Raw genomic sequence first — 20,078 nt, forward strand, 5'->3', positions numbered from 1 at the left:
AAGCGCGAATGACCGAGGATTTGTTGAAATCCCGGCATTCGCGCTTTTTTTGGCCCAAACTGAACTATTGATTTGCGTGTAAGACAGATTTACACCTTCAGATACCGCTCTTTCACAATATTCAGGTGATGAATCGCATGGCCCGCGATAATGTAAGCAAGAGCCCGGGCCGATCCCGGATGGTCGCTGAATACGCCGCGGCGTTCCCAAGCTGCGTCATCGAGTTGGCGCATCAGCGATACCGTGGCGATTCGCACGGCGGCGAAGTCTTGCAGCAGTTCATTCACGGACCGAGCGTTTGCATGGGAATGGCTCACGAACAGAGATTCGTCGAAACCTGGCAATGGCGTCGTGTCCCCCCGTGAAATCCGGAGCAGGCGATAACTCATCACCCGTTCCGTATCCGCCACATGACCCAAAACCTCCTTCAAACTCCATTTCCCCTCGGCATACCGGTAAACGGCTTGCTCCTCCGTAATCTGACCTAGCAGGGCAATCACCTCGTCCACTTGTTTCTCCAACAGGAGCAACAAGTCTCCTTCCGGCACCAACTCAACATAAGGCGAGAAATATTCGGCAAACTCCCCGGCCTGCGGCTTTTTCAACATGAACACACTCTCCTCCCTTTTATCCTCGGAATCCATCACTCAATCTTCCCAAACTTCATTCATCAGTTCCCGAATTTTCCGGGTACGCTCTTCCGTTAGATCCCGGTCCTTCCTCCAACGTCCCCCGTCCCATAGGACGACATCCCCGGCCCGTACGTCCGGATCCATGAGTTCCCGAGGCACCGTCTCCACATTCCCGTTGATCTCCAGAAGACAAATCCCTTCCTCAAACCCTTCCACGATTCCGGTCAATATTACTCACCTCTCCGTGGTGATCCGGATTTCCCGGCCGTCCGATACGACCTCGATCGTCCCCTGCCGGTCATTCCGGTACACCTGCACATTTTGTTTCTTCAGGCGGTCGAGAATTTCCTGTTTGGGGTGACCATAGCTGTTTTCCCCTACCTGGATAACGGCATATTTCGGGGATACTTTCCGCAAAAAAGAAAGCGATGTCGACGAAGTGGAGCCATGATGACCGACGAGCAGTACATCGGCTTGCACATCCACGCCCGAGGCCATCATCGCCTTCTCGCTTTCACGTTCGGCATCCCCCGTCAGCAAGAACGAAGTCTCGCCGAATGCCACTTTTATTACCGCGCTCATGTTGTTGCTGTCGTCGCTTTGTTCCACCGGAGCGACGAGACGGACATCCACCTGCTCGTCCCAGTCCAGCTTCAGGCCGGATTTAGCGGTTTTGACTTTAAGCCCCCGATCGCGAATCGATTGAAGCAGCGACTCGAAGGTTTTCGTATTGGCTTGAATTTTCGGCATATAGACGGCCCCGACCTCATAGTGATCGATGACGGCATCCAACCCGCCGATATGATCCGCGTCCGGATGCGTCCCCACCACGATATCGATGCGTTCAACGCCGTAATCCCGCAAGTAATCCACCATCCGCTGTTCCTCGCTGTTGTTCCCGGCGTCGATCAGCATCGTCCGCCCCGAAGGACTGATCAGCAGCTGCGACGCGCCTTGGCCGACGTCCAGAAAAATAACCCGCAGTTGTCCGTCCGCCTTCGTTCCCGCGGGCAGCGGGGAAGCGGCATCCCCTTGAGCGGGTTCCACGCCTAACTGGATACCGCAGCCGGAGATAAGGAAGCAGAGCAGCAACCACAATGCTCCTACTTTTGAAACTCTTTGTAATCGGTGTCTGTTCATCGCTGATCGATTCCTCTTCTTCATTTAATATAGCACAAGGCGGGCCCGATCTCCCAGAACCAAGCAAAAAAGCAGCTTGCCTTCAAACCTTGAAGGCAAGCTGCCGGCAATCGTCTTGGTGTATCGTTATAAGTTAAGAGTGCTATTTGACCGAAACCCGGATTGAAACGGTTTTTCCGCCGTAAACGCCTTTAATCGTAGCGCTGCCCTTGGCCACGGCTTCAATTCTACCCGCCGTCACTTTCGCCACAGAAGGCTTGGAGCTGGTCCAAGTGGCGCTGCCGGTTACCGTCGGGTTGCTTCCGTTATCGTACTCTGCTGTCACCACTACCGTTTTGGCGGAACCCGGAGCGAGCTTCAGACTCTTCTCGTCCACCGTCAGTTTCAGCAGCTTCGGAATTACGCTAACCTTCACGCTAACGTTATGACCTTGATAAGAGCCTTTCAAAGTAGCGGTGCCCTCGGCAATCGCTTTAACGGAAGTTGTGGTAATCGTGGCCACATTCGTGTTGTCCGATTCCCAGCCCATTTTGCTGGACAGGTTTACCGTCTTGCCGTTTTGGTAAAATCCGGTCACTTTAATGGATTTGGTTTTCTTGACGTTAAGCTGAACGTTTACCGGATCCACCACGACCTTAACGATCTTCGGCTCAATGGTAACCGGGATGCTGATCGTTTTGTTCGAATACGTTCCTTTGAGGGTCGCGCTTCCCTTAGTCAGACCCTTGATCGTTTTGCCTGCCGATCCCGATTTGATCACGGCGTTCGAACCCGTCAAGCTCCATTCGATGGAGTCGGTAAGTGCAGCTTCCTCCCCATCTTCCCATACCGCGCTTAATTGCGGCAGCGGGGTTTCTTCGCCCATCACGACGCTAAGCTTTTCCACGTCCGTGACCAATGCGAGCACTTTTTCCTTCACGTTCAAAGTAACCGTGACGGATGCGCTGCGAATCGGAGAAGCGGAGCTGTCATCGAGCTTAGGAAGCTCGGCTCTTAGCGTGGCGGTTCCTTTGCCTTTGGCGACCACTTTACCGTCTTCGATTTTCGCGACATCTTCGTTGCTCGAAGTCCAGTTCAATTCTTGGCTGATGTCCATTTCTTCTTCATCCAGCTTAAGCCCGGTTACTTTAGGCAGGCTGGCGGACTCGCCTTTAAACAGCTCAAGCTCGGTTTTTGCCGCCGTCAATTTCGTTAATGTCGGATAAATCTTTACTTTCAATGTTTTGTTGATGCCAAGATGACTTACCTTAATGGACGAGCCGCCTTGAGCTTTGGCGGTAATCGTTCCACCGGACACGGTGGCGTTCATCAAATCGGAAGACGTCCAAGTCGCCTTGGAAGTTATATCCTCCGTCGCATTCGCGCTGCTTCTCATCTCCGCCTTCGCTTGCAGCCGTTCGCCGATAAACAGGATTTGATCTGCGGACGGCGTCAGCTTGATCGCTTCGAAAGGCGTACGCACATATACGTTGGCCTGCGCCTTCATGCCGAGATATTGCGCCGTTATGGTCGTTTTGCCGACGGAAACGACTTTCAACTTGCCGCCGTCCACCGTCGCAACCGACGTATCCGAAGACGTCCAGGTGACCTTATCCGTCACATCGGACTTGGATTGATCGCTCGATATGGTTGTTTCTGCTTTCAACGCGATCTCGCTGTCCCCGACAACCATCTCGATATCGTCTGCCGACAAGGTTTGACCATCAGCTATGTAGCTCAGCTTTAGATCGGAGAACAAGGATCCTACCTCGGCTTTGAAATCGGCCGTAAGCCCGTTGTATTTCGCCGTGACGGTTGCCTTACCTTCTCCGACCAGCGTGATCTTCCCTTTCTCCACCGTCAGCACCTGACTGTTGGAAGAAGACCAATCGGCTTCCTGAGTAACATCCTTGGTCGCCCCCGCGGACCCTTCGATTTGAGCGAGAGCTTTAACGGCTAAATCGGCCGTGTCGCCAAGTTTGAATTTGCCTTGGTTCGGGTACTCCAGCGTCAATTCTTTGTAAGAATCCTTCGCTTTCACTTCAATTGAAGAAGTCGCGGAATTATAGTCGGCACGAATCGTAACCGTACCCGATTTCAACGCCGTAAGGAAACCGTTGGTTACTTTGATTGTTCCGCTGTCGCTGGAGGTCCAGGTTACGGCATTCGTCAGATCCCGTTTTACGGAAGAACCTTCCACCGTTCCCCATACCTTCAACTGCTTCGTCTTGCCCACGGTCAACTCGACCGTCGTTCCCGAACCTTCGATGTCGATCGAGACAACATCGCCGCTGGCCGCGATTGCGCTGTTCGGAAACACCGTCGCAAAGAGCAGCGTCAGCATCAGGAACCAACCCGTAAATTTCCTGTTTGCAGTCATTCGTTTCTCTCCTTTGATTGCATCTTGCACTGGATCTTTCTATCCAGGCCTACGCGTTTTATATCGGATAATAGGATAAATTTAGTAACCCTTTTCCCATAAAACGCGACCTTTGTCCTATTCAGAAATAATTCCCCTCGTCCATGCGACGGGCTACAGTTTCGGTCGGGACGCCAATTTTCTTAGGAAAATCAGTCCTCCCATCAGACCGCCTCCGAACATCCTCCCTTCCAAATTACGACAAACTTCACATTCCTTCATCATTTTACCATTCTCCTCATGATCTGTCCGCACAAAAACAAAAAAATCGCAAGCATGGCGAATGGGCCAGCTTGCGATTTCATATAAGTGTCAACCCCCCGTCAGATTTAGATTTACTCTTTAAGAGAACCTACTATAATGCCTGTCACGAAGTATTTTTGCATAAACGGGTAAATTAAGAGCAGCGGCAATGTCGAGACCACGATTTTGGCCGCATTTAAAGTTCTGTTGGAAATTTTCGCGTATTCAATCAGCTTTTGCGGATCGGTTATATTTTGCGCTTCTACGCTGAGCTGCTGGATATACGTTTGCAACGGATAGTTTGACGTTTTATTGATATACACCAGGGCGCCGAAGTAATCATTCCAATGCCCGACAATCGTGAACAGCGTGACGGTAGCGATGGTAGGCAGTACCACGGGCACGTAAATGGTGGACAGAATTCTCCACTGCGAAGCCCCGTCGATCGTTGCGGCTTCCTCCAAAGATGAGGGGACCGCCCGGAAGGCGTTCATCAGCAGAATGACATTCCCGACCGCCACGGCCCCCGGCAGAATCAGCGACCAGATGGTATCCAGAAGGTAAAGCCCTTTGACTACCATAAAAGTTGGAATTAACCCCCCGGAGAACAGCATGGCGACAATCACAATATTCATGTACACCTTCTGGGCCCGAAATTGTCTTGAACTTTTGGATAGCGGATACGCGGCCAGAATCATCAGGCTCATGTTTACGATCAGACCGAGAACAACCCGCTCTACCGAAATCATGAAAGAGCGCCAAAACTGGCTGTCCGACAATAGCTTCTCATAGGAACTGAACGTAGGCTGAACCGGAAAAATACTGACGAGGTTGGCGGAAACCGCCGCATTCTCACTGAACGAAATGGCTACAAGGTTCAGCAAAGGGATCAGGCAGGACAAAGTTAACGTTAACAACACAATCCAGATCAGGATGTCCGAAAGTCGACTTTTCAAGGAATGCCCGTAAATGGAGCTCACCTCCCGGTTTAGAAAATTCGGTAGTCCGTAAGTTTTTGAGCCAGTTTATTGGCGGACAGAATGAGCACGATGCCGACAACGGAGCGCAAAAGTCCGATCGCAGTACCCAAGCTGTATTGTCTCTCCACCAAGCCTACCCGGTATACATAGGTGTCGATGATGTCGGAAGTTTCGTAAACCAGGGGATTATAGAGATTGAAAATCTGGTCGAACCCGGCATTGAGCACGTTTGGCAAATTTAAAGTCGTAACCAGCAATATGGTAGGCATCAAACCGGGCAAGGTCACATGCCACAATTGCTGAAACCGATGGGCTCCATCGATGGAGGACGCCTCATAAAGTCCCGGATCAATCGCCGTCAACGAGGCCAGATAGATGATAGACCCGTATCCAAACCCTTTCCACACATCGGTCAGCACCAGCATCGGCCTAAACCAGTGATTGCTGGCCATAAACAAAACCGGATCCAGTCCGAACCAGCCCAATACGGCGTTAACCGGCCCTTCATACGAAAAGATGTTCATCACGACGGTGGCCAATACGGCCCAGGAGAGAAAATTAGGCAAGTAAACCACGGTCTGCATAAACTTCTTGGCGAACCGCACCCGGATTTCATTTAGCAATAAGGCGAATACAATTGAAACCAGTGTGCCCACAACAATTTTCCATACAGCGATGATGATGGTATTGTTCAAGATCTGCTTGCTGTCGGGTATTTGAAACATGAACTTGAAATTATCGAGCCCCACCCAAGGCGAACCGCCGATCCCTTTAGCCGGGATGTAATTCTGGAAAGCCATGACGATACCGAACATCGGAAGGAAAGAGAATATCAGCAGGAATACCATACTCGGTGCGAGCATCAGGTGAAATGCCGTTTGGTCTTTTTTGTTCTTCATCAACAATCATCTCTTTCAGCATCATTTGGAGGCGAGCGCTTCGTTGACTTCTTGGGTAATCGTGTCCCCGCCGGTTTTTGCCCAACTGCTTACAAAACTATCGAATGCGTCAGGGGTTTGCTCACCTGTAATGATCTTCAGGTACATTTCAAGCTCCATCTTCGTAAGTGTCGGCCACTTCAAGGCCATGGACGGGGTTGTTCCGAAAAAGACCGGGTTGATCTCCTTCACCTTTGAATTTTTGACCAGGTTGGCCGTGAGGATGCTCGAAGTATAGCCGGCCCAGGCAATCGGGTCCGGTTTCTCTCCGTTTTTCACACTGTCCAGATACTTTTTGTAGGAGCGAAAGGCGTTCTGATCAAGGTTGCTTACTAATTCGCTGCTGTCCCCCGTCTTGAGCGCTTCCTCAAAAATTCCGACATTCCGGTAAAACGCATCATAGTAGTCGATGTTCATGGCTAGCGGTGAGCCTCCGATATTGTTGCTGCTGTAGTCCTCGAACTCCTTCAAAACAGCGGGGTCCTTCTCCAGATAACGCTGATAATCGAACTGAAGGCTGGCCATCTTCACAGCAGCTTCGGGATGCTTGAACCCCTTCCGAACCACGAGGTAACTGCTCGAAGGATTGCCGGTAAACATCGTAACCGAGCCATCTTCCGACTGGGGAGCCACATAGGAAACCCAATTCGCATCCGGGTTCAGTTTAAGCGTGTCGGCCACCGTCCAGCTTCCCCACCAGTTATCCAGGAACGAACCGCTTTTTCCGCTCGTTAGCAGCGCTTTTCGGTCGTCGGATGTCCGTACGGCAAATTGCCGATCAATCAAACCCCTTTTGTATAGCTCCGCCACTTTGGCCAGGGCCGGTTTCATTTCGGGCTGTACGGAACCGTATACTGCCTTGCCGCTGTCATCCTTGATCCATTGTTTCGGGTAGGCGCCATACAGGGCAAAAATATTGTTCAATTCATAGGGCCCCCCGGAGATGCCGGCGACATTCTCGTTATCGACCACCAGACCGACCGTCTTTCCGGCTCCATTGCCGCCGGGGTCCTTCTCGATAAACTGGGTAAGAATATGCTCGACATCCTCCATCGTTTTGGGTTCGGAGAGACCCAATTTATCCATCCAGTCTTTGCGCAGCCACAGCACGCCCGGACCGTGTGAAATTTCGGTAGTCGGCAGGGCCATGATTTTGCCGTCAAACTTGGCGCTCTCCAGCACGCGGCCTCCATAGGAGTCGTAGATCTCCTTGATCCGGTCGCTGGCACAGTTGTTATAGGCGTCCGTCAAATCCTCAATCAAGTCGTTCTCATACAGCTGCTGCAAGGTGGCCTGATCGGGCACCACCATAATGTCAGGAATCGTTCCTCCGGCAATGGCCATCGAGACCTTTTGCACGTAATCCGTCCCGTCATTCGCTTCAAAAGCAACCTCATTCTGCACGTTGAGTTTCTTCTTAAAATATCTCGTCCACACATTGTCGGTCGCAGTGTCCTTCTCATAGACGGTCCCCGCAAGCGACGTATAGCTGGTTGCTGTCTGCCCAACTGTGTAAACGACAGTTTCGGGATAGGGCTCATACGGTGTCGTCATGGCTTTCTTCCATGCCGGATCATTCAAGTTGGCCGCGGATTCCTCAGCCGTACCGGCGGAATTGGGGCTTTGACAGGCGGCGAGGGAAACAGATAAAAGCGTTGTCAACAAAATGGAAACGGACTGCTTGAATTTAGGTTTCATTACCTAATACCCCCTTCAATTCAAAGAACAACATCCATGTTATCTTGCATGCCCTTATTGTAGAACTCCCGTCACAACACCGTAAACGCAAATAAATTGTGTTTTATGCAAATATATAACTCACTTTAGGCAACTTGCCGAATTGCCGCATAAAGTCGATGCAAATCATGTTACAATCAAAATGAAATTCTGCGTGTGGAATCATGCGCCGGAAAGGACGGACGAAATGTTAAGCATCTTGGTGGTAGATGACCAGCGTGAAGAACGGGAAGGCATCGAATTTCTCATTCATGAATTGGGTTTTCCCCTCCAGGTCGAGACAGCGGAAAACGGACGAGCGGCGCTCGCCTATTTGGAGAAAAAGCCGGTGGATATCCTCTTTACTGACGTGAGAATGCCGCTAATGGACGGACTGCAGCTGACCAAACAGGCCTTAAGCCTGCAAAAGGGATTGAAAGTTATTCTGTTCAGCGGATTCGCCGAATTTGAGTATGCGAAAACGGCCATCTCCCTTGGCGTTTCCGAGTATCTCCTCAAGCCGATTCATGTGGAAGCATTTCAAAGTTCCTTGCAAAAAGTAATTGACGAGCTAACGCACCAAGCCCAGCTTCAGATCACTTCGCAAATCAAGCAAAGCTATGTCAAGAAACATGTGCTGTTTAATCTGGTTAACGGCTTGGGAATGCCCTCCTCCATGAAGGGAGTTGCGCTCGATTTGCCCGATCATTATCAGGGAGCGATCTTAATGGAATTCGAGAAGAACTTCTTCGAAGATGCCGAGCCGGATTTCGAGCAATTTATCCTGACTTTATTAGAGGGGAGTAGCGATTACTTAAATTTGAATGATTGTCAAAGTTTGCTGCTGTTTTCCCGGCTCCCCTCCCGATCCTTCAATTCCTTGCTGGAATTGGGCATACATATCCGAAACAGCGTACAGAAGAAATATAAAGTGAACTGCTATCTCGCTATTCATGACGAAGTCATCCATTTATCGGAGTTGTCGGCCTGTTTGATTCAGTTAGACCAACTGATGGAGTACCGCTTCTTCTCGCCGGATTATTTCGTGTTTGATGCCAAGACTGATTTCTATGTTTCCGATGATCGGCTGCCCGAACTCTCGGATCATGATTTATTGAACCAAATCCGCCGGGATTTGACGGACAGGGATTTTTTTGGTGTCAGAGCCAACACGGAATTACTTTACCAAAAATATGCAAAACAGCTCCAACTCTCGAAGTTGTATGTCAAGTACATGTTTAGCTCACTGTATCAGGACATTATGACTTCTTCCGCGCCTATCCCCGAAACCGAGTTAAGCCGGGAAATCGAAAAACTGTACAAGGCCGACGAGTTAAAGGAGATCAAAGAGATCCTATTCGAGGCCATTGCACGTCTTGAACAACAATACAGCTGTTCGGAATTTTTACATCGAGATATTGCCTTTGTAAAGCAATACATCGAGGAGCACTATGGTGAGGATTTGAGTCTGGAACTTCTTGCGGCAAGGGTTCATCTGTCTCCCCATTATTTAAGTTCGATGTTCAAGAAACATACGGGATACGGATTAAACAAGTATATAAAACACGTGCGGATGAAGATAGCGAAAGATTTGCTGCTGCAGTCCCATCTAAAAGTATCAGACATCTGCTATCAAGTGGGATTCCAAAACGTCTCTTACTTTTGCCAAAATTTCAGGGATTTTTTCGGGCAAACCCCCGAGAGATTCCGTCAGGCGAATCGTAGATGATGTTAGGCCGGGGAGAGGAATAATATGCGGATATGGCGCGCTCTAAAACGAAGAATCGGCGATTTCCGGTTTCAAACCAAAATCATGCTCTCTTTTTTACTGGTAAGTATGATTCCCGTCATCGTGCTCGGAAGTTTCTGTTTCGCCGCAACCAGGTCACTCTTAGTACAGCAATCCAAAGCCGATCTGAACGCCTCCTTAACGCAAAGTGTGCTGGCCGTGAACAATCAATTGGATGTTTACAATAAATTAATGAACTTTTTAAGTTTTAATCAAGAGATTATAAATTCGGCCAACAATACTTATACCAGTGAATACGAAATGTATTATCAGCTGACCCATGTCATCGATCAAAACTTCTATACCGCCCGTTACTTGAATCCCGGAGTAGAGCAGATCAAGCTGTATACAGGGAGCAATTTGCCCCAACACGGAAACACCGTCATTCCGATTGAGGAAATCAGCCGGACACCCTGGTACCCGAAGGTGATAAAATCAGTGGATGTTCTCTGGTTTGCCCGGGAGAACAACCTGTACTGCGCCCGCAGAATCCTCAGTATGAAACATAGAACTCCCAAAAACAACATTCTGTTTGCCCGGGTTAACTACGATCAGCTATTTAAAAATTTCGAACCCCTTCAAGCCCATGGCGCCGAAATTATCGTAAAGGACTCCAGCGGAAACACCGTTTATTCCTCAAAAGGAGCGAATCCGAACAATCCGGTCAGCATGGCGTTGCCTCAGAATGAAGGGGACTACACCGTGTTGTCTTCCGCTGTCCCGCTTGCGGGATGGAATGTCTATTTATATAAGCCGACCCGTCTGATTACAAAGTCCGCATGGTGGATTGCCTTGATTGTTCTGTTCATGATTACGGCCTGTATCGCGGCCGTTGTTGTGGCGGGCACGCTCTTTTCCCGTAGGATTATGTTGCCGATCCACCGTCTGCACAAAAGCATGAAGCTGATCGGCGAAGGCAATTTGGACATTAAAGTCTTCTCCAGCGAATCCAAAGATGAGATTGGCGATTTGATCCGCGGATTTGGGGATATGGTAGATAACACCAAGGCCCTGATCAATACCGTGTATGTAGGGGAAATCGCTCGCAAGGAAGCCGAGATGAAGGCTCTACAGGCGCAGATCAACCCTCATTTCCTTTACAACTCCCTCTCGATCATCAATTGGAGGGCATTGCGGATCCACGCGACGGATATTAGTGAGATGGCACAGCTCTTATCGACTTTTTATCGGACTACCCTTAATAAAGGACAGAATCTGATCACGGTTTCGGACGAAATACGGAATGTGCAATCTTATATTGATATTCAGTTGATCATGCACAGCCACAATTTCAAAGTGGACTACCGGATTGAGGAGTCCCTGCTTTTTTGCCGTATGCCCAATTTGATGCTCCAGCCCTTAGTCGAAAATGCCATCATACACGGTATCGAAAATCGTGGAGACGGTGGCGGAACGCTCTCTCTCTCGGTGAGTGAAGAAGAACAGAGCATTGTATTTAAGGTGACTGACAACGGCATTGGAGTGGAGTCCGAACGGCTGGTTTATTTACTTCAATCCCCATCCAAAGGTTACGGACTTAAAAATGTCCATGATCGGGCGGTTCTCATGTATGGCGAACCATACGGACTGACCATCCATAGCGTGGTCGGCGAAGGAACGCAGGTTACCTTGAGAATTCCGTATGCAACATAGCGCAGAAATTTAAGCGGAGCACAGGGGCGGTCCCAATACGAATAAAAAAAGGGGTTGAATCTCCAGGCAAAGACGTATATAATCATACCTACGGGATTTTTCCCACATTTCCCTGCCGGGGTGGCGGAATTGGCAGACGCACAGGACTTAAAATCCTGCGGTAGGTGACTACCGTACCGGTTCGAGCCCGGTCCTCGGCATTGTAATTGAAATGACGAAGAGCTCCTCTTAAATGAGGTGCTCTTTTTTTTGTGCAAGCAAAAAAAGGCCTCCGAGGAGACCTTTTCTGCCGGCTGCTCCAAACGGATTAGCGGCGGTCGGTTTCTTTTCTGCGCATGCCGGCCAAGCCGAGCAGGCCGAGAAGACCCAGCCAGCCCCAATCCACGCCGTCGTTGCGATTGGCGGCATTGGCGCGAACATTATTCGTCGTGTAATGGCCTCTCGTCGAATAATTGCCCGTCGTATTGTCGGTCATGTTGCCCCCGCCGGTTCCGGTCGTACCGCCCGCGCCGCTGCCTGTCGTGCCGTAAGCCGAAGCGGGCAAAGCGAGCGCGCTGGAGATCAACGCCGTTACGAGCAAGGTTTTCAAGCTCTTTTTCAAAAGGATGCACCTCCTGGATTGTAGTAGCTACGTTTCGTAAGCTTCCCGGAAAGGGGTCCCTTTATGCAAAACGAGGAGGAACTGATTGAAAACCGTTGGCCCGGGTAATGGTTTCTGGAATCGTCAGGAACATCCAAGAATCAGGGAGGTATTTTATGTTTTTTCACATTAAAGAACTCCAATTCAAGGCCAAGCCCGAAAGACCCGATCCGGCCTATGCCCGCAAGCTGCAAGAGGTGCTCGGGGGGCAGTTCGGCGAAATGTCGGTGATGATGCAGTACTTGTTTCAAGGCTTCAATTGCCGGGCCGACCGGAAATATCGGGACATGCTGCTGGATATCGGCACCGAGGAAATCGGTCATGTCGAGATGCTGTGCACGATGATCGCCCAGCTGTTGGATGGGGCGCCTGCCGATCAGTTGGAAGAAGCCGCCAAAGACCCGCTGATCGGGGCTGCACTCGGCGGCATGAACCCGCAGCACGTTATCGTTTCCGGGCTCGGCGCCACGCCGACGGACAGTAACGGCTTCCCGTGGAACAGCCGGTACATCGTCTCCAGCGGCAACCTCCTGGCGGATTTCCGCGCCAATCTGAACGCGGAATCGCAAGGGCTTCTCCAGGTTGTTCGCTTGTATGAGCAAACGACGGATCCGGGCGTACGCGAGATGCTTTCCTTCATGATCGCGCGCGATATTATGCACCAGAATCAGTGGCTGGCGGCGATCGAGGAAATCGAGCAACTGGACGGTCCGATCGCTCCGGCTTCGTTCCCGCGGGAGCTGACCGTGGAAGAGGCCTCGCGCCAGTTCCTGAACTTCTCCGAGGGCGAAGAGAGCAGCATGGGACGGTGGGCGAGCGGCCCGCTGTACGACGGAACAGGAAACTTTGAGTACGTGGCCAAGCCGCAGGCGATGGGTCAGCAACCCGAGTTGGCCCCTCCGGCCCCGCATCAGCATTCTACGCCGGGAACACCTCCGTATTTGGTGAATAAAGGAAAGTCGCTGTAAAAGACTCCCCTGAATCCCCCGAACCGCTGACGGTTCGGGGGATTTTTTCGCATAACTCCTGCAGAAGGAGACAAACTAGGAAAGCTTTAGTTTCTCTATAGACCGTGCCAAATTTCACAGGAGGTGCCGCATGTATTTCTATAAAGAGGATTTGATCAACATGATCGTTCCGGACAAGCCGGACCCGGAGGCTGCCAAGGTCTTACAGGAGACGCTTGGCGGACGTTTCGGCGAGATGCGCACGATGATGCAGTTTTTCTTCCAAAGCAACAACTTCCGCGGGAATGCCACACCATTTCGTGATTTGATCCGCGGGGTGTTTTTGGAGGAGATCAGCCACGTTGAATTGGTTCAGCACACGATTAACCAACTGCTGACCGGCTCGGGCGAACCGATGCCCGGCAATGCCGGAGCCGATGGTGCGCCGCTGGATGAAGCGGTTAGGCATGCCAACCCCCACCATTTCATCATGGGGGCCCAAAGCTCGCTCCCGGTTGATGCCGCAGGCAACCCATGGAACGGGAACTATGTATACAGCCACGGGAACCTCATCAGCGATCTGCTGGACAACCTGGTGCTGGAGTCAACCGGCGTCCTGCAAAAATCCCGCATTTACGAGATGAGCTCCAACAAAACGTTCCGCGAAACGCTGGCTTTTCTAATCGTCCGCGACAACGCGCACCAAAACGCGTTTGCCAAGGCGCTGGAGACGCTCGGCGTCCATTGGGGGAAGCTGTTCCCCGTGCCGAACTATGACATCAACAAGTATCCGGAGTGCCGCAAATACGTCGATATGGGCTTCCATAACGCCCAGTTCAACTTTCGGCTCGATCCGACCCGAATCGGCGAAATTTTCAGCGGCCAGACGCCTAGCCGAAACGGCGGAACCCTGGAGGTCACGGCCCCGCCGGAAGGCTATCCGCTTCCAATCCTGCCTGAGCTGCCGAACGAACACAGCCCGGGCCTGCACGACCTGAATGCCTGATTTACGGAATAAACACCGCTCAAGCCGGGTAGCAATCGGTTTGAGCGGTGTTTTTTATGGATTTCAGCCCAGGCTCGGCACCTTCATGGCTGTTTCGATATTCTGCAGATCGAGCCGGATTTGCTCGCTGACATTCCAAGGATGGTACCAACCCCGTTCCATTACGTACAGAGAGATCTTTTCATGCAAATCGATGGCTTCCTCCAACTGCCTGCTCAGCATTTCCTTGATCTCCGGCGTTCCCGCTTCCGTCAGCGCCATCGCATAATTTCTGACCCCGCTCTTGGCCGAGATCAAGAGGTCCATGGCGATGATCTGATCCGTCATCGATTTCATCCCGGTGAAATATTCCAGCAAGATGTTCAATCCGTACCCCTCCTTTATTGTACGGCCCGCTTCAGGACCGCTTCCAGCTCCTCCAGCTGCCTGGCGGAAACGTCGGCATCTTCCTGGAGAATCCGCTTCAGTTCTTCGTCCGAAACCAGGCCTCGCATCGTTTTCGATTTGGTCATACATACCGTTTTGAAGGCGGCCAGCTCATGAACCTCCAGCGTTTCGTGCAGCGCATAACTCATCTTCGATTTTACCTCCATTCCAAGCTTAAGGTTTCAGCAGTACTTTAATGCAATCGTCCGTCTTTGTATCGAAAATCTCGTATCCCCGTTTGGCCTCGCTGAGGGGAATCACATGGGTAACAATATCGCCCGGATCGATTTTGCCGGTATCGACTAACTCGTACATGTACGGCATGTAGTGAATAACGGGCGCCTGACCTGTCCTTATATTGATATTTCGTTGGAAAATATCCCCCAGCGGAAATCCGTTGTATCTGCCGCCGTATACGCCGGTAATTTGGATCGTTCCGCCCTTTCTGACGGCCTGGGCTGCCGTAGTCACTCCGCCCAGCGCACCGCCGTGGAGCTTCATTCCAGCAGCCAGAGATTCCATGGGGGTCATTTTTCCGCTCATGCCGGTACAATCGATCACCACGTCGGCGCCCCCCTTGGTAAGCTCCTTAAGATAGCTTCCGGTGGCGTCCTGTTCCCCCGCGTTGACGATCTCCACCCGGTTCGTTTTCTTGGCGTGACGCAGCCGGTAATCGATGTAATCGACGGCGATTACCCGTTTTGCGCCTTTCAGCCAGCATATTTTCTGGGCCAGCAAACCTACCGGACCGCAGCCCAGAACGATAACGGTGTCCCCGTCTTTTACTCCGGCATTGTCCACGCTCCAATAAGCCGTGGTCATCGCGTCCGCGATGAGGCAAAGCTTTTCGTCGGGAATCTCGGAGTTTTCCGGGATTTTAAAGTGAGTAAAATTCGCGTACGGAACCCGCAAATATTCCGCCTGTCCGCCCGGGTAGCCGCCGGTAGTTCCGGAATACCCGAAATACGCGCCCATTTCCCCGTTCTCGTTGGAGTTATCGCATTGGCTCTCCAGCTGATTTTTGCAATAAAAACATTCGCCGCAGCTGATATTGAACGGAATCACCACCCGATCCCCTTTTTTTAACCGGGTCACTTCCGGACCGACTTCTTCCACAATACCCATCGGCTCGTGGCCGATGATATAATCCTCATGCACATTGGGGATCATGCCGTGCAGCAAGTGAAGGTCCGAACCGCAAATCGCCGTTGTGGTCATCCGCACGATCATATCGTCCGGTTTCTCGATTTTAGGGTCGGGGACTTCCTTGACCGCCACATTTTTCAAGCCTTGATAGGTTACGGCTTTCATGCTTGACTTCCCTCCATATGCTCATCCGGAGTACGATCAAACATCCCCATACGGCGCGTATCGTCCGGATATAGTTTCATTTGGGCAATCTGTACCGTTTTATGGGCGGAAAGCTGGTCCAGCTGATACTGCTCCTGCAGGTCATGGGGATGGAACCACTTTTTCCGCACCATAAGCTCCGCGATTTCCTGATGCAGTTGAATGGCTTGATGCAGTTGTCCCCGCAGTAACACCCGCGCTTGCGGGAGGACGGATTCCGTCAGCGCGGTAGCCGTATTGCGGACCCCTTCCTTCGCCCGCATTAGCAAATCCATCGCCAGAGTCATGTCCGACGTTTCCGGCATATTCAGCGCATTGACAGGGTCCAGTTGGTCCATGGGGGGCAAGTTCATCGGATTCGTTTTCATCGCTTTGTCATCCTTTATCCAAAATAGGTGTGGGCCGGAATTCCGGGATTTCCGTCTGAAAAGAAGCTTTTTGATACAGGCTTTGCAGGTTGGAGATGTCCCGCAGCGATTGCTGCACGTCTTTCTCCATCAAGTCCTTGAGTTCTTGGTCAAAAACCAGCCCTTGCAGCAGCTTGGATTTGGCCGCGCAGAGCGTCTTGAAATTCAATAGTTCATGAACCTCCAAAGCCTCGTGGGCTCCGAGCGTTCCGGGTGCCATAGGCATGTTATTCATCATCTCCTCGGGTTCTTCAAATCGCGGCTAACCTCATCATTTGTACCTTTCCCATAGATTATTCTCGCATGCAAAAAGAGCGGGCTGCCGGCTTCATGCCTATGGCAACTCGCTCCCGAAAGCGAAAACAAGCTATAGATTATATCCTTTGGCGTCCGGTTTTGTAGGGTTAGAGATGATCCCAAGGGTTGCCAAAATCCCGAGCAAGAGGTCGACAGCCGTCAAGATCTCGCGGGCCATCACGTCGCTAAGTTCAAATAGCCCGGTCAGATGCCCGATTAACTGAATAAGCAGAAGCAGTTGGGAAGCGACGCTAACCCATAGCGCATAGTTTCTCCATCTTTTTTTCGTCACGAGCGGGTCCCTCCTTGAGCATGGCATGGATTGTCCTTCTTTTCAATATATGCCGACCTCCTCGGGCCCAATTCCGCGAAATCCTGAATTTAAATAAAAAACTGCCATTCGGCAGTTTTCATCGGACGTTCTTATTATTTTTGCAATTCCATATGAAGCAGCGGAAACGATCTGCCCGATCCATCCAGCTCGGACCGGCCGATTTGGACGAATCCGTACTTTTGATAAAACGCGCAAGCCCCCGGATTCTGCTCATTGACATCCACGGTGAGCCGGGCGCCCTTCAAACTCTCGACATGCCGGATCAACCGGCTCCCCAGTCCCTTTTTGTGACAGGCAGGGTCGATAAACAGCATTTCAATGTGCTTGCCGCTCATACCGATAAAGCCCGCCGGCTCCTCGCTCTCGTTAAGCGCTACCCAGATCTCGACTTCGTTCAGCATTCCACCGCGGACGAGGTCGTGGTAGAAAAGAATATCTTCTTCCGTTAAAAAAATGTGAGTTTCACGCACCGCCCGCAGCCAAATGTCTACCAGCCGGTCATGATGCTGTTCTTGATATGGAATTACGGAATACTGTTCCATCATTTTTTCACCTTTACAATCATAGTCTGCGCTAGCCCAGTCCCTCTCCGCCCGTTTCCCATACACTGAAATCAAAAAGGAGGGTGATCAAAGAATGCCGAACTATCGCATCATTGTGGATTTGTCCGATCGAATGTTGTATCTGCTGGATCAGAACAAGGTGGTTCGCGGGTTTCCCGTCGGAATCGGCACCATGCTGACACAGACGCCCGAAGGCTATTACACGATTGTCAACAAGGCGCCCAACCCCGGAGGCCCCTTCGGAGCCTATTGGCTGGGATTGTCCAAACCCCACTACGGCATCCATGGAACCAACGACCCCTCCTCGATCGGAAAACTGGTTTCCCATGGCTGTGTGCGTATGTACAATCAGGATGTCGTTGAACTAGCCGGGCTGGTGCCGATCGGGACGAGTGTGCACATTCGCCAATAACCTCGTTTATCCCTATTAATCCCAGACCCTTGGCCGCGGGATTCCCGCCGTCCTCATATAGTCCAGCAGTTGACCGGTGTGAACCGCTTCGTGATAAGCGATGCGCATCAGCATATCGCCAAGAGAGCGAACATAGCCGACATCGCTCCGGTCAATTTGAATATTTGTCAAGTCTTCCGGGCTATAAGCTTTGACGGTCGCCAAAAATTGTTCCCGGTAAGGAGCGGCTGCGGCCAGTTCCTCCCCAACCGTCGTGAATTCCCGGCTGTCATAAGGGGAATCGTACGACGCCAGGCTCCCTCCTTGAACCAGGGCCAAATGATAATAGTGTTCGCTGTCCAAAACATGTCGGACCATTTCCTTGATGCTCAAGGCTTCCGCATCCGGCCTCCAGTCCAGTTTTTCCGTCGGTATGCTCTCCCAGACTTTAATGCTTCGGCGTCTGATTTCTTCAAAATTTAAAATAATGGCTTCAATCGTGTTCATTCAGATGCTCCTTTGTAAGTCATGTTGTTAGTGTCGCCGATCGGTTCGTTCTTCTCCCTCCACCGGAACGATTCTAGCGTTCTGATACGCCCCCGCTTGGCCCTGGTCTATTCGCCCGGCTTCCTCGTATACCCCTTCTTTGTTAACCGTTCCGTAAATCAGCAGTTCTACCATAGGGTTCTCGCTGAAAAAAACCGCTTCAGGAAATGGTTTCGGAGGAACACCCGCCTCTTTTTTGTCACCCAAAGCATCTTTCTGCCACTTGACCGTCAGCAAGCCTTCTTCATTCACTTCCGCATACCAGGTCATTCCTTTGTAATCCCGCAGCAGTCTGAGCGCCTCTCCTTTGGGAAAAGTGTGGGTGGTGGTGAACCCCTCCCCGGTGACGGGAAGCTCCTTGAACGTATTATCATATACGAGCTGCAAACCGACGGCTACTTCCCGGGCTTTGGCCAAATCCCCGCCCATGAGAGTGTCATAATCGCGTTGTCCTTCCGGTGTCCGAATCACGACGCGATTCCGCTCTTTATTATAACTGACAAACGCGTTTAATTCTTCCGAAATAAATCGGAGAGGCACATAGGTGCGCCCATCTTTCATGATTACGGCCGCATCCAGGGCCTTCGTTTTGCCGTTCACCTCGGCGCTCTTCTGTCCCTGTTTCAGTTGAATCGTCTTTTTTTGCCCCGGGCTGGATAACACCACGGACCTCGTCTTTGCTTCATAGCCGATGCTCCAGGCCGGATCTTTCAAGGCCGCAAGCGGTACAAAGGTCCGGTTGCGCTGCTGAATGGCCTCCCATTCCAGCTTCCCGTTAATATAAACGCTCGGTGCGTTCGTAGCCGATTGCGCAAAAGCCGAAAGGCTCCCCGTAAACAGCGATAAAGTTGTAATCCCGATAACCAGCCCTTTTTGCCAATAGTTCATCTTAACCGCTCCCCGACTTCTTCTATGCATAAGTGGAACATAAACGTGAATCATCTTAAGAATCTACTTAAGAACCACCCATATTACTAACGCACCGAAACTCCAAAAAGTTTCTCCAAAGTCATCCGCTTGGATGCGGTGTGATGACGAATTCACGCTGCCCCGCCTTGGGAACGGCTTTTTTACTAGGAGAAAATTGACCTGCTTTGGTAAAACGGACGGAGATCGTATGAATCTTCCGAGTTTATATATATTAAATAGTAGATATGCTATTCTGGCATCAATAAAATGTTCAAAGGAGGGAGATTATGCGAAAAGTATGGAAAATGGTAGGTTCAGCCGCTTTTTTCTCACTGTTGGCCGTTATGTTTCAGGCTAAAACTTGTGCTTATACGGACGGGTTACTGGATGGAAAAACCATGTTTAGGGGCTCCAGCGTCACCAGCAGCACTTACGAGGTGGTCACCAAATGGACGGACAACAATCCGTGTGAACGGGTGGTTTGCTTTAAGGCTATAAGCCTTTATTACCGGCTCGCGTCTAAAGGCGCTAGCTTTCATTTCGTTCAAGCTACTATGCCGTTGCCGCTTTTGACTACCCCTGAAGGGGTGCGATTATTACTAGTCCCCCTTCAGACCACCTTGATAACATAGAATTCCTGCATATGTGCATGCTTTTTTCCTGTTTGGACTCAAAATTTCTAAATACCTGCAAATCTGCAGGAATTTTCGACGAAACCGGCTCGTTTCTCTAAAATCGCTGGAAATGCCTGCAGATTTGCATCTTTTTTCGCA

Annotated in this window: 23 protein-coding genes and 1 tRNA gene; 7 read left to right on the plus strand and 17 right to left on the minus strand. The window is 50.9% G+C overall.

What is annotated here, in order from left to right:
* Positions 1-89: 89 nt before the first annotated feature.
* The 7 genes from LBW89_RS19155 to LBW89_RS19185 form a co-directional block, all read right to left on the minus strand.
* A complete protein-coding gene (locus tag LBW89_RS19155) occupies positions 90-608 on the minus strand; it encodes a DinB family protein (protein ID WP_148451650.1) in 519 nt (172 codons plus the stop codon).
* Positions 609-647: 39 nt separating this feature from the next.
* Positions 648-860 carry a DUF3006 domain-containing protein gene (locus tag LBW89_RS19160; RefSeq protein ID WP_225039880.1) on the minus strand — a complete coding sequence of 71 codons (213 nt, stop codon included), beginning with the start codon at positions 858-860 and terminating at the stop codon, positions 648-650.
* 6 nt (positions 861-866) lie between these two features.
* Positions 867-1,724 carry a ComEC/Rec2 family competence protein gene (locus tag LBW89_RS19165; RefSeq protein ID WP_225039881.1) on the minus strand — a complete coding sequence of 286 codons (858 nt, stop codon included), beginning with the start codon at positions 1,722-1,724 and terminating at the stop codon, positions 867-869.
* 190 nt (positions 1,725-1,914) lie between these two features.
* Entirely contained in the window at positions 1,915-4,131 is a 2,217-nt protein-coding gene (locus LBW89_RS19170; RefSeq protein ID WP_148451647.1) for an Ig-like domain-containing protein, read from the minus strand.
* Positions 4,132-4,505: 374 nt separating this feature from the next.
* Positions 4,506-5,369 (minus strand): carbohydrate ABC transporter permease, encoded by an 864-nt coding sequence (locus tag LBW89_RS19175; RefSeq protein ID WP_225039882.1) that lies wholly within the window; start codon positions 5,367-5,369, stop codon positions 4,506-4,508.
* A gap of 32 nt (positions 5,370-5,401) precedes the next feature.
* Complete coding sequence (locus LBW89_RS19180; RefSeq protein ID WP_148451646.1) at positions 5,402-6,292, minus strand: ABC transporter permease; 891 nt, start codon at positions 6,290-6,292, stop codon at positions 5,402-5,404.
* A gap of 21 nt (positions 6,293-6,313) precedes the next feature.
* Positions 6,314-8,029, minus strand: a complete 1,716-nt coding sequence (locus LBW89_RS19185; protein WP_148451645.1) for an extracellular solute-binding protein — start codon at positions 8,027-8,029, stop codon at positions 6,314-6,316.
* 226 nt (positions 8,030-8,255) lie between these two features.
* Here LBW89_RS19185 and LBW89_RS19190 point away from each other — a divergent pair, with 226 nt between their 5' ends.
* The 3 genes from LBW89_RS19190 to LBW89_RS19200 all read left to right on the plus strand — a co-directional run bounded on the left by LBW89_RS19190 (position 8,256) and on the right by LBW89_RS19200 (position 11,689).
* Positions 8,256-9,776: a response regulator gene (locus tag LBW89_RS19190; RefSeq protein WP_225039883.1), complete on the plus strand. Its 1,521-nt coding sequence runs from the start codon at positions 8,256-8,258 to the stop codon at positions 9,774-9,776.
* Positions 9,777-9,800: 24 nt separating this feature from the next.
* Positions 9,801-11,489, plus strand: coding sequence for a sensor histidine kinase (locus tag LBW89_RS19195; protein WP_225039884.1), 1,689 nt, complete (start codon positions 9,801-9,803; stop codon positions 11,487-11,489).
* Between the two features lie 114 nt (positions 11,490-11,603).
* A tRNA-Leu gene (locus LBW89_RS19200) sits at positions 11,604-11,689 on the plus strand.
* 107 nt (positions 11,690-11,796) lie between these two features.
* Here the strand turns inward: LBW89_RS19200 and LBW89_RS19205 are convergent.
* Complete coding sequence (locus LBW89_RS19205; protein ID WP_148451642.1) at positions 11,797-12,090, minus strand: WGxxGxxG family protein; 294 nt, start codon at positions 12,088-12,090, stop codon at positions 11,797-11,799.
* Between the two features lie 155 nt (positions 12,091-12,245).
* On the opposite strand from LBW89_RS19205, the gene LBW89_RS19210 reads away from it, so the two are divergent.
* Both LBW89_RS19210 and LBW89_RS19215 read left to right on the plus strand, forming a co-directional pair.
* Complete coding sequence (locus LBW89_RS19210; protein ID WP_148451641.1) at positions 12,246-13,097, plus strand: manganese catalase family protein; 852 nt, start codon at positions 12,246-12,248, stop codon at positions 13,095-13,097.
* A 130-nt stretch (positions 13,098-13,227) separates the two neighbouring features.
* Positions 13,228-14,082, plus strand: coding sequence for a manganese catalase family protein (locus tag LBW89_RS19215; protein ID WP_148451640.1), 855 nt, complete (start codon positions 13,228-13,230; stop codon positions 14,080-14,082).
* A 63-nt stretch (positions 14,083-14,145) separates the two neighbouring features.
* Here LBW89_RS19215 and LBW89_RS19220 read toward each other — a convergent pair whose 3' ends face one another.
* The 7 genes from LBW89_RS19220 to LBW89_RS19250 all read right to left on the minus strand — a co-directional run bounded on the left by LBW89_RS19220 (position 14,146) and on the right by LBW89_RS19250 (position 17,441).
* A complete protein-coding gene (locus LBW89_RS19220) occupies positions 14,146-14,448 on the minus strand; it encodes a spore coat protein (RefSeq protein ID WP_211373278.1) in 303 nt (100 codons plus the stop codon).
* A 14-nt stretch (positions 14,449-14,462) separates the two neighbouring features.
* Positions 14,463-14,657: a hypothetical protein gene (locus tag LBW89_RS19225; RefSeq protein WP_148451639.1), complete on the minus strand. Its 195-nt coding sequence runs from the start codon at positions 14,655-14,657 to the stop codon at positions 14,463-14,465.
* A 25-nt stretch (positions 14,658-14,682) separates the two neighbouring features.
* Entirely contained in the window at positions 14,683-15,819 is a 1,137-nt protein-coding gene (locus tag LBW89_RS19230; protein ID WP_148451638.1) for a zinc-dependent alcohol dehydrogenase, read from the minus strand.
* Positions 15,816-16,226: a spore coat protein gene (locus LBW89_RS19235; protein WP_373317691.1), complete on the minus strand. Its 411-nt coding sequence runs from the start codon at positions 16,224-16,226 to the stop codon at positions 15,816-15,818. Before LBW89_RS19235 ends, LBW89_RS19230 begins: the two co-directional genes overlap by 4 nt.
* A 7-nt stretch (positions 16,227-16,233) precedes the next feature.
* Positions 16,234-16,485 carry a spore gernimation protein GerQ gene (locus tag LBW89_RS19240; protein WP_148452654.1) on the minus strand — a complete coding sequence of 84 codons (252 nt, stop codon included), beginning with the start codon at positions 16,483-16,485 and terminating at the stop codon, positions 16,234-16,236.
* Positions 16,486-16,632: 147 nt separating this feature from the next.
* Positions 16,633-16,854, minus strand: coding sequence for a phage holin (locus tag LBW89_RS19245; protein ID WP_170287072.1), 222 nt, complete (start codon positions 16,852-16,854; stop codon positions 16,633-16,635).
* A gap of 134 nt (positions 16,855-16,988) precedes the next feature.
* Positions 16,989-17,441, minus strand: coding sequence for an acetyltransferase (locus LBW89_RS19250; protein ID WP_412067017.1), 453 nt, complete (start codon positions 17,439-17,441; stop codon positions 16,989-16,991).
* A gap of 91 nt (positions 17,442-17,532) precedes the next feature.
* Here LBW89_RS19250 and LBW89_RS19255 point away from each other — a divergent pair, with 91 nt between their 5' ends.
* Positions 17,533-17,871, plus strand: coding sequence for a L,D-transpeptidase (locus LBW89_RS19255; RefSeq protein ID WP_225039885.1), 339 nt, complete (start codon positions 17,533-17,535; stop codon positions 17,869-17,871).
* A gap of 15 nt (positions 17,872-17,886) precedes the next feature.
* Here the strand turns inward: LBW89_RS19255 and LBW89_RS19260 are convergent, their stop codons facing one another.
* Together LBW89_RS19260 and LBW89_RS19265 are read right to left on the minus strand one after the other, a co-directional pair.
* Positions 17,887-18,357 (minus strand): DinB family protein, encoded by a 471-nt coding sequence (locus LBW89_RS19260; protein WP_225039886.1) that lies wholly within the window; start codon positions 18,355-18,357, stop codon positions 17,887-17,889.
* A 27-nt stretch (positions 18,358-18,384) separates the two neighbouring features.
* Positions 18,385-19,284, minus strand: coding sequence for a copper amine oxidase N-terminal domain-containing protein (locus LBW89_RS19265; RefSeq protein WP_225039887.1), 900 nt, complete (start codon positions 19,282-19,284; stop codon positions 18,385-18,387).
* A 308-nt stretch (positions 19,285-19,592) separates the two neighbouring features.
* Between LBW89_RS19265 and LBW89_RS19270 the strand changes: the two genes are divergently transcribed.
* Entirely contained in the window at positions 19,593-19,937 is a 345-nt protein-coding gene (locus LBW89_RS19270) for a hypothetical protein (RefSeq protein ID WP_225039888.1), read from the plus strand.
* Positions 19,938-20,078 lie beyond the last annotated feature (141 nt).

The sequence above is a fragment of the Paenibacillus sp. alder61 genome, assembly GCF_020179875.1.
Taxonomy (GTDB): Bacteria; Bacillota; Bacilli; order Paenibacillales; family Paenibacillaceae; genus Fontibacillus; species Fontibacillus faecis.

What these genes read in the sequence shown, in the direction of transcription:
- LBW89_RS19225 (WP_148451639.1), bottom strand. Translation starts at nt 14,657, where the DNA reads ATGAGTTATGCGCTGCACGAAACGCTGGAGGTTCATGAGCTGGCCGCC.
- LBW89_RS19250 (WP_412067017.1), bottom strand. Translation starts at nt 17,441, where the DNA reads ATGATGGAACAGTATTCCGTAATTCCATATCAAGAACAGCATCATGAC.
- LBW89_RS19195 (WP_225039884.1), top strand. Translation starts at nt 9,801, where the DNA reads ATGCGGATATGGCGCGCTCTAAAACGAAGAATCGGCGATTTCCGGTTT.
- LBW89_RS19170 (WP_148451647.1), bottom strand. Translation starts at nt 4,131, where the DNA reads ATGACTGCAAACAGGAAATTTACGGGTTGGTTCCTGATGCTGACGCTG.
- LBW89_RS19180 (WP_148451646.1), bottom strand. Translation starts at nt 6,292, where the DNA reads ATGAAGAACAAAAAAGACCAAACGGCATTTCACCTGATGCTCGCACCG.
- LBW89_RS19235 (WP_373317691.1), bottom strand. Translation starts at nt 16,226, where the DNA reads ATGAAAACGAATCCGATGAACTTGCCCCCCATGGACCAACTGGACCCT.
- LBW89_RS19215 (WP_148451640.1), top strand. Translation starts at nt 13,228, where the DNA reads ATGTATTTCTATAAAGAGGATTTGATCAACATGATCGTTCCGGACAAG.
- LBW89_RS19240 (WP_148452654.1), bottom strand. Translation starts at nt 16,485, where the DNA reads ATGGCACCCGGAACGCTCGGAGCCCACGAGGCTTTGGAGGTTCATGAA.
- LBW89_RS19185 (WP_148451645.1), bottom strand. Translation starts at nt 8,029, where the DNA reads ATGAAACCTAAATTCAAGCAGTCCGTTTCCATTTTGTTGACAACGCTT.
- LBW89_RS19255 (WP_225039885.1), top strand. Translation starts at nt 17,533, where the DNA reads ATGCCGAACTATCGCATCATTGTGGATTTGTCCGATCGAATGTTGTAT.
- LBW89_RS19265 (WP_225039887.1), bottom strand. Translation starts at nt 19,284, where the DNA reads ATGAACTATTGGCAAAAAGGGCTGGTTATCGGGATTACAACTTTATCG.
- LBW89_RS19155 (WP_148451650.1), bottom strand. Translation starts at nt 608, where the DNA reads ATGTTGAAAAAGCCGCAGGCCGGGGAGTTTGCCGAATATTTCTCGCCT.
- LBW89_RS19190 (WP_225039883.1), top strand. Translation starts at nt 8,256, where the DNA reads ATGTTAAGCATCTTGGTGGTAGATGACCAGCGTGAAGAACGGGAAGGC.
- LBW89_RS19210 (WP_148451641.1), top strand. Translation starts at nt 12,246, where the DNA reads ATGTTTTTTCACATTAAAGAACTCCAATTCAAGGCCAAGCCCGAAAGA.
- LBW89_RS19230 (WP_148451638.1), bottom strand. Translation starts at nt 15,819, where the DNA reads ATGAAAGCCGTAACCTATCAAGGCTTGAAAAATGTGGCGGTCAAGGAA.
- LBW89_RS19260 (WP_225039886.1), bottom strand. Translation starts at nt 18,357, where the DNA reads ATGAACACGATTGAAGCCATTATTTTAAATTTTGAAGAAATCAGACGC.
- LBW89_RS19270 (WP_225039888.1), top strand. Translation starts at nt 19,593, where the DNA reads ATGCGAAAAGTATGGAAAATGGTAGGTTCAGCCGCTTTTTTCTCACTG.